We start from the raw sequence: 7,502 nt of genomic DNA on the forward strand, positions 1-7,502 counted from the left end.
GGCGGACGGTGGCGCGGCCGTGCGTGTCCGGGCGGCCGGCGGCGTCCGGGCGCCCGGCGGGGGCGGGCGGCAGCAGCGAGGGGATCCAGGCGCAGTCGGGGTCGTCGGTGGCGCGGTCGCCGCGGCCGGTGAGCCCCGGCGCCGGGCCGATCTCCAGGAAGGTCCGGTAGCCCTCGGCGCGCAGCGTGGTCAGGCCGTCGTGGAACCGCACCGGCGAGGCAGCGTGGCGCACCCAGTAGTCCGGGCCGATCTCGGCCGGGCCCCAGGGGCGGCCGGTGACGTCGGAGATCAGCGGCACCGCCGGGGCGGTGTAGGTGAGCTCCTCGGCGACCGCGCGGAACTCCTTGAGCATGGGCTCCAGCAGCGGGGAGTGGAAGGCGTGCGAGACCGCCAGTCGCCGGCCGCGCACCCCCTGGGCCGCCAGCTCCGCCAGGACGGCGGTCAGGTCCGCGGCGTCGCCGGACAGCACGGTTTCCGTCGGGCCGTTGACGGCGGCCACGGCGAGCCGGCCGGAGCGCCCCGCGAGCGCGGCGCGGGCCGTGTCCTCGGAGCAGGTGACCGCGGCCATGGCACCGCCGGGCGGCAGGGCGGCCATCAGATCGGCGCGGGCGACGACCAGTCGGCAGGCGTCGGCGAGCCCGAACACGCCGGCCACACACGCCGCCGCGATCTCGCCGACGCTGTGGCCGAGCAGCGCGCCGGGCCGCACGCCCCAGGCCAGCCACATCCGGGCCAGCGCGTACTCCACGGCGAACAGCGCGGGCTGGGCGTAACGGGTGTTGCCGATCGGCCGGCCCGTCAGCTGAGGGGCCTGCGGCCACAGCACCTCGCGCAGCGGGCGGCCCAGCAGCGGGTCGATCAGCCGCTCGCACTCCTCGAACGCCGCCCGGAACGCGGGTTCGCCGAGCAGGTCGCGGCCCATGCCCGGGTACTGGGCGCCCTGCCCGGTGAACAGCCACGCGGTCTTGCGGTGCTTGTACGCGGGCAGCGTGGCGGCGGCCAGGCGCGGGTCGTGCTCGCCGCGCGCGTAGCGCTCAAGCGCCTCGGTGAGGGAGTCCAGGCCGTCCCCGACGACGGCCAGCCCGTACTGCTGGCGGGCCCGGCCGACCTGGGCGGTCCAGCACACGTCGGCCAGCGCGGCTTCAGGCTGCCGGCGCAGTTCCCGGGCGTACCGTTCGGCGGTCTCGCGCAGCGCCTCGGGTGTGCGGGCGGAGGCGAGCAGCAGTCCGTACGGTGCGCCTGCGGGCGCGGCGACCGGCTCGGGTTCGGGGTCGGGCGCCGAGCTGACCACGGCGTGCGCGTTGGTGCCGCTGGAGCCGAAGCTGCTGATGGCACCGATCCGCTCCCGGCCCCGCTCGGGCCATTTCTGCGGCTCGGCGGTGACCCGGATCCGCAGCCGGTCCCAGTCCACGTTCGGATTGGGGGTGGTGAAGTGCAGGTGAGCCGGGATGCGGCCGTGCTGGAGGGAGAGGATGAGCTTGATCAGCCCGGCGACGCCGGCCGCGGCCTCCAGATGACCGATGTTGGTCTTCACCGACCCGACCAGCAGCGGTTCGCCGTCCGTGCGGTGCCGGGCGAGGGCGGCCTGCAGGGCGCGCAGCTCGATCGGGTCGCCGAGGGCGGTGCCGGTGCCGTGCGCCTCGACGTAGTCCACCTCGCCGGCGGCGATGCCGGCCTGGGCGAGGGCGCCGTTGATGACCTGCTGCTGGGCGGCCGGGTTGGGCACGGTCAGGCCGCTGCTGCGCCCGTCGTGGTTGACGGCGGAGCCGCGCAGCACCGCCGCGATGTGGTCGCGGTCGCGGATCGCGTCCGACAGCCGTTTCAGCACCACCACGCCGGCGCCCTCGCCGCGCGCGTATCCGTCGGCGGTGGCGTCGAAGGTCTTGCACCGGCCGTCCGGCGACAGCGCCCGCATCTTGCTCATCAGCAGGAACCCGTACGGCGCCAGCATCAGGTTGACGCCGCCGGCCAGCGCCATGTCGCACTCGCCGAGCCGCAGCGCCTGGCACGCCTCGTGCACGGCCACCAGCGAGGACGAGCAGGTGGTGTCCACGACCTTGCTGGGCCCGCGCAGCCCCAGGGTGTACGAGATCCGCCCGGCGACGAAGCTGGGCTCGCCGATGAGCTGGTACGCGTCCACGTCCGCGGCCGAGCCGTGCGCCTGCCGCAGCCGGACGTAGTCGGTGGTGCTGACGCCCAGGTAGACGCCGGTGCCGCTGCCGTCCAGCGCGTCGGGGGCGTAACCGGCCCGCTCCAGCGCCTCCCAGGCCACCTCGAGGGCGAGGCGCTGCTGCGGGTCCATGCCCAGCGCCTCTCGGGGCGAGATGCCGAAGACGGCCGGCTCGAAGCGGTCCACCCGGCCGAGGAAGCCGCCGCGGATGGTGTACGCCTTGCCGGGGGCGTCCGGGTCGGGGTCGTACAGCGCCCGGGCGTCGGCGCGCTCGGCGGGGAACTCGCCGGTGGCGTCCACCCCGTCGCCGAGCATCCGCCAGTACGCCTCCGGGTCCTGCGCGCCGCCGGGCAGGCGGCAGCTCAGGCCCACCACCGCGATGGGTTCGGCCAGGGCCCGGGCGCCGGAGTCGAGCTCCTTGATACGGCCGCGCAGTTGCTCGATGGTGCGCAGGGCGTCCAGCAGACCGGCACGGTAGTCGCCGGGTGCGGCGCCGGGTCGGGCCGTCGTCATCGTCCGTCACTCTCCCTCGTTGAGCAGTGCCTGCGAGCCGGCGACCGCGTCCAGCAGCCGGGCGAGGAGTTCGTCGTCGGTGAGGCCGCCCTCACCCGCGTCGCCGGGGTCCGCGGTGGGCGCGGCCGGGCCGGGCTCGCCCGCGTCGCCGGGGTCCGCGCTCGGCGCGGCCGGGTTTGGCTCGGCGCCGGGGAGGATCTCGTCGAGCACGAACCGGGCCAGCGAGCGGGTGGTGGGGCACTCGAACATGACCGTGCCGGGCAGTTCGCAGCCGAGCAGCCGCTCGGTGCGGGCCTTGAGCTCCTGGGAGAGCACCGAGTCCAGGCCGAGGTCGAAGAACCCCTGGTCCGGACCGACGTCTCCGCCGGCGCTGCCCATCACCTCGGCGACGGCCGTCAGCAGGGCGTCCAGCAGCCGCTGTTCGCGCGGCTCGGGGGGCAGCGCGAGCAGTTCCGCGGCCAGCGGCGCGGCAGCCCCGGACGGGGTCGGCGCGGCCGTCTCCGGCGCCTCGTCGGGCTGTGGCGGTGCGGGCCGCGCGGCGCCGGGCGCGTCGATCCAGTGCCGGGTGCGCTGCCAGGGGTAGCGCGGCAGCGACACGACCCGCCCGGCGGCCGGGAACAGCACGGCCCAGTCCACCGGACGGCCCTGGACGTAGGCCGTGGCGGCTTCGGCGGGCCCGGACGGGCGCGCCGCCGGAGCGTGCCGGTCCTCGTCCTGACCGGCGCCGACCACCCCGAAGCGCACGCCGTCCGTCGCGCCGGTCCACCTGTCGGCGTCCTCGGCGGCGGGGCCGAGCAGTTCGGCGCGGGTGGCCAGCTCCTTCTCCGCCCGTTCCAGGCGTTCGGCCAGCTCCCGGGTGCCGCTGCCGATCACCGCGGCCCGGTGCGGGAGGTGGCTGCGGCGGACGGCGGCGGTCCAGCACAGGTCGGCCAGTTCGGACTCGGGAGCGGCCAGGACGCGGTCCCGCAGCCGGGCGAGGACCGCGCGCAGCGCTGCCGGGTCGGCCGCCGAGGCGGTGAGCACCCAGGAGCCGTAAGGGGTGCGGTGCGGTGCGGGCGGCTGCCCGGGGTCGGCGGCCTGGAGGACGACGTGGGCGTTGGTCCCGGTGAACCCGAAGGCGCTGACCCCGGCGGTACGCGGGGCGGGTCCGGCGTCGGGCCAGGGGATCTGCTCGGTGACCGCCCGGACGCCCAGGCGCGCCCAGTCGACCTGGCGGGTCGGGGTGGCGGTGTGGAGCTGGGCGGGGATCTCCCCGGTGCGCAGCGCGAGCACGGTCTTGATCAGGCCGGTGACCCCGGCGGCCGCCTCCAGGTGGCCGATGTTGGTCTTCACCGAGCCGACCAGCAGCGGCGTCCGCGCGGTCCGGCCGCCGCCCAGCGCCGCGGCCAGGGCGCGCAGTTCGATGGCGTCGCCCAGGCGGGTTCCGGTGCCGTGCGCCTCGACGTACGACACCTGTCCCGCCGTCACGCCCGCCTGGTCCAGGGCGGCGCGGATGACGTCCTCCTGGGCCCGGCCGCTGGGTACGGTCAGACCGGCGCTCGCCCCGTCCTGGTTGACCGCGCTGCCTCGGATCACCGCGTACACCCGGTCACCGTCGCGCCGCGCGCTCGACAACCTCTTGAGGACGACCGCAGCGGCGCCCTCACCGCGCCCGTACCCGTCCGCCGAGTCGTCGAAGGTCTTGCACCGGCCGTCCGGCGCGAGCGCGCCCGCCGCCGACATCGCCAGGTGGACGGTGGGAGTGGACATCACGTTGGCGCCGCCCGCGACGGCCGTCTCGCTCTCCCCCGTACGCAGGCTCTGGCAGGCCAGGTGCACTGCGGTGAGCGAGGAGGAGCAGGCGGTGTCCACGGCCAGGCTGGGGCCGTGCACGCCGAGGAAGTACGAGAGCCGGCCGGCGGTGCCGCTGAAGGAGTTCCCGGTGCCGTAGTAGAGGTCGACGTCCTCGGCCCGCCGGGTCACCAACTCCTTGTAGTCGCTGGTGTTGAGGCCGACGAACACCCCGGTCCGGGTGCCGCGCAGGGCGGCGGCCGGCAGCCCGGCGTCCTCCAGCGCCTCCCAGGCGACCTCCAGGAAGAGCCGCTGCTGCGGGTCCATGCTGCGCGCCTCGCGCGGCGTGATCCGGAAGAAGCCGTGGTCGAAGCCGTCCACCCGGTCCAGGAACGCCCCCCGCGCGGTGGCCGTCCGCCCGGGCTGGGCCGTCCCGCCGTCCGTGAGCCCCGCGGGCCCTTGGAGCAGCGCCGCGGCATCCCACCGCCCGGCGGGCACCTCGGAGGTGGCGTCGGTACGGTCCGCGAGCAGCCGCCACAGGCCCTCCGGGTCCTCGACCCCGCCCGGGAGGCGGCAGGCGAGGCCGATGACGGCGATGGGTTCGGCGGCGGGGCCGTCTGCGGGGTCGGCTGCGGGGTCGGCCAGGGCATGGGCCACGGGTTCGGCGACGCGCGGGGACGGGACGAGTCCGGCGGCACGGACCGGGGCGGGGCCCTGGGCCAGTACGAAGTCGGCGAGGTCCGCCACCGTGGGGTGGGCCAGTACGTCCGCCCCGTCGACCGGACGGCCGGTGGCCTCGGCCACCCGGCGGGCGAACTCCACCGCGGCGACGGAGTCCAGCCCCAGCTCGTAGAAGCCGTGGGTGGGCGGCAGCCGCCGGTCGGGCGCGTGACCGAGGGTCACCGCCAGGCAGCGCTGGATCGCCTCGGCGACCTGCTCCCGGTCGGCGTGGCCGTCCGCGGGAAGGGGAGCGGCGGTCCGGGCCGGCACCGGAACGGCGGGCGGCTGGGGTGTGGGTGCCGGTGTCAGTGCCGTGTCCAGTTCGGCGACCGTCCGGCCCTGCTCGTCGTACACCCGGACTTCGGCGCGCAGCGGTCCCGCCGGGCTCGGGGCGGGGGATTCCTGCTGACCCCGCTCGACGCCCGGCAGCCAGTAGCGTTCCCCGCCCCAGCGCGGCGGGGGGAGTGCGGCGCCCGGAACCGGGGCGGGGTGGAGGGCTGCCCAGTCCACCGGCAGCCCGGCGGCGTGGGCGCGGGCCCGGGCGCGGGCCAGGGCGACCGGGGCGGCGAGGCCGCGCACCAGGGAGCCGATCACCGGGCCGGTACGGTCGCGGTGGGTCAGCGCTGCCCGGAGCGGGCCGGACAGGACCGGGTGGGCACCGATCTCCACGAAGGCCGCGTCGCCCCGGGCGAGCAGCCGGTCCACGGCGGGCCAGAGCAGCACCGGGTCCCGGAGGTTGCGCCCCCAGTAGGCGGCGTCGAGCACCGGGGAGTCCTGCTCCGGGTGGACGCTGGAGACGAACGGGATCGCGGGCTCGGCCGGGGCGAGGCCGACCAGGTCCGCTACCAGGGCGTCGGCGTGGTCGGCGACCAGCGGGCTGTGGAAGGCGTAGTCCACCGGGAGCCAGATCACCCGGGCTCCCAGGGTCTCCAGGTGCCGTACGGCCCGGTCCATCGGCTCCGGCGGGCCGGCGATCACCACCGCACGAGGGCCGTTGACCGTCGCGACGCACACCTCCGGGTGGTCGGCGAGCACCTCCCGGGTCTCCTGCACGGACCACGGCACCGCCGCCATCCGCCCGGTGCCGTGGGCCCGCTGCATCAACCGGCCGCGCCGCACGATCAGCGGGACCGCATCGGGCAGGGTGAGCGCCCCGGCGGCGCAGGCGGCGGCGACTTCGCCCATGCTGTGGCCGACCACCAGGTCCGGCCGCACCCCCCAGGACGCCCACAGCCGGGACAGCGCGATCTGCACCGCAAACAGGGCGGGCTGCGCCACCTCCGTGGCCGCCAGCCGGTGCGGGTCGCGGTCGCCGAGCGCGTCCAGCAGCGACCAGCCGGCCAGCTCCCGGATCAGCTCCGCGCACTCGTCCAGGACATCCCGGACCAGCGGTTCGGTCCGGTAGAGGTCCAGCCCCATGCCGGGCCACTGCGAACCCTGGCCGGAGAAGACGTGCACGACCGGCCGCGGGGCGCCCTCGGGGACCTGGTCGTGCGCGACCGCGGGATTGGGCACACCGCTTGCGAAGTCCCGCAGCCCGGCGGCGAGTTCGGCCGTGTCGTCACCGACCACGGCCAGTCGGTGCGGGCCGTGGTCGCGCCGTACCGCCGCGGCGGCGAGCAGGCGGTCGAGGCCGCCGCGGGTGCGCTCGATCAGTTCGCGGTGGTCGGCGGCGGTCCGGGCCAGGGCCTCCCGGCTGGTCGCGGAGACCAGCAGCGTACGGGGAGCGCCGGGCGCGGGGCCGGCCGGCTCGGGCGCGGCGGAGGGCGGCGCGGAGAGCAGGACGTGCGCGTTGGTGCCGGACAGCCCGAAGGCGCTCACGCCGACGACCGCCGGGCCGACCCCCGCCGGGAGTTCGGGGAGTTCGGGGAGCGGCGTCGGCTCGGTGGGGACGGCGACGTGGGCGGCCGACCAGTCGATGAGCGGCGAGGGCTCGCTGTGGTGCAGCGTCGGCGGCACCACCCGGTGCCGGGCCACAAGCAGCGCCTTGAGGAGTCCGGCGATCCCGGCGGCGGAGTCCATGTGGCCGAAATTGCCCTTGAGAGAGCCCAGCAGCAGCGGGCGGTCCGCGGTCCGGCTCCGGCCCAGTACGGCACCGAGGGCGGCGGCTTCCAAGGGGTCGCCGAGCGGGGTTCCGGTGCCGTGCGCCTCGACGTAGACGGGCGCCCCGGCCCCGAGTCCGGCCGCTCGCAGGGCCTCGCGGAGCAGGTCCTCCTGGGCGGCGGAGTTGGGCACCGTGAGCCCGGCGCTGCGGCCGTCGGGGTTGACCGCGCTGCCGTGGATCACCCCGAGTACGCGGTCGGAGTCGCGCAGGGCGTCGGCGTACCGC

General features: G+C 76.7%; 2 protein-coding genes. Both read right to left on the reverse strand.

Going from position 1 to position 7,502, the window contains the following annotated elements:
* A partial coding sequence (locus tag VIW71_RS09540) for a type I polyketide synthase (protein WP_331621633.1) occupies positions 1–2,683 on the reverse strand: 2,683 nt, incomplete at its 3' end.
* A 6-nt stretch (positions 2,684–2,689) separates the two neighbouring features.
* Positions 2,690–7,502 (reverse strand): beta-ketoacyl synthase N-terminal-like domain-containing protein (locus VIW71_RS09545; RefSeq protein WP_331621635.1); only part of this gene is annotated, 4,813 nt, incomplete at its 5' end.

It is taken from the genome of Streptomyces sp. (genome assembly GCF_036524955.1).
Classification (GTDB): Bacteria; Actinomycetota; Actinomycetes; order Streptomycetales; family Streptomycetaceae; genus Actinacidiphila.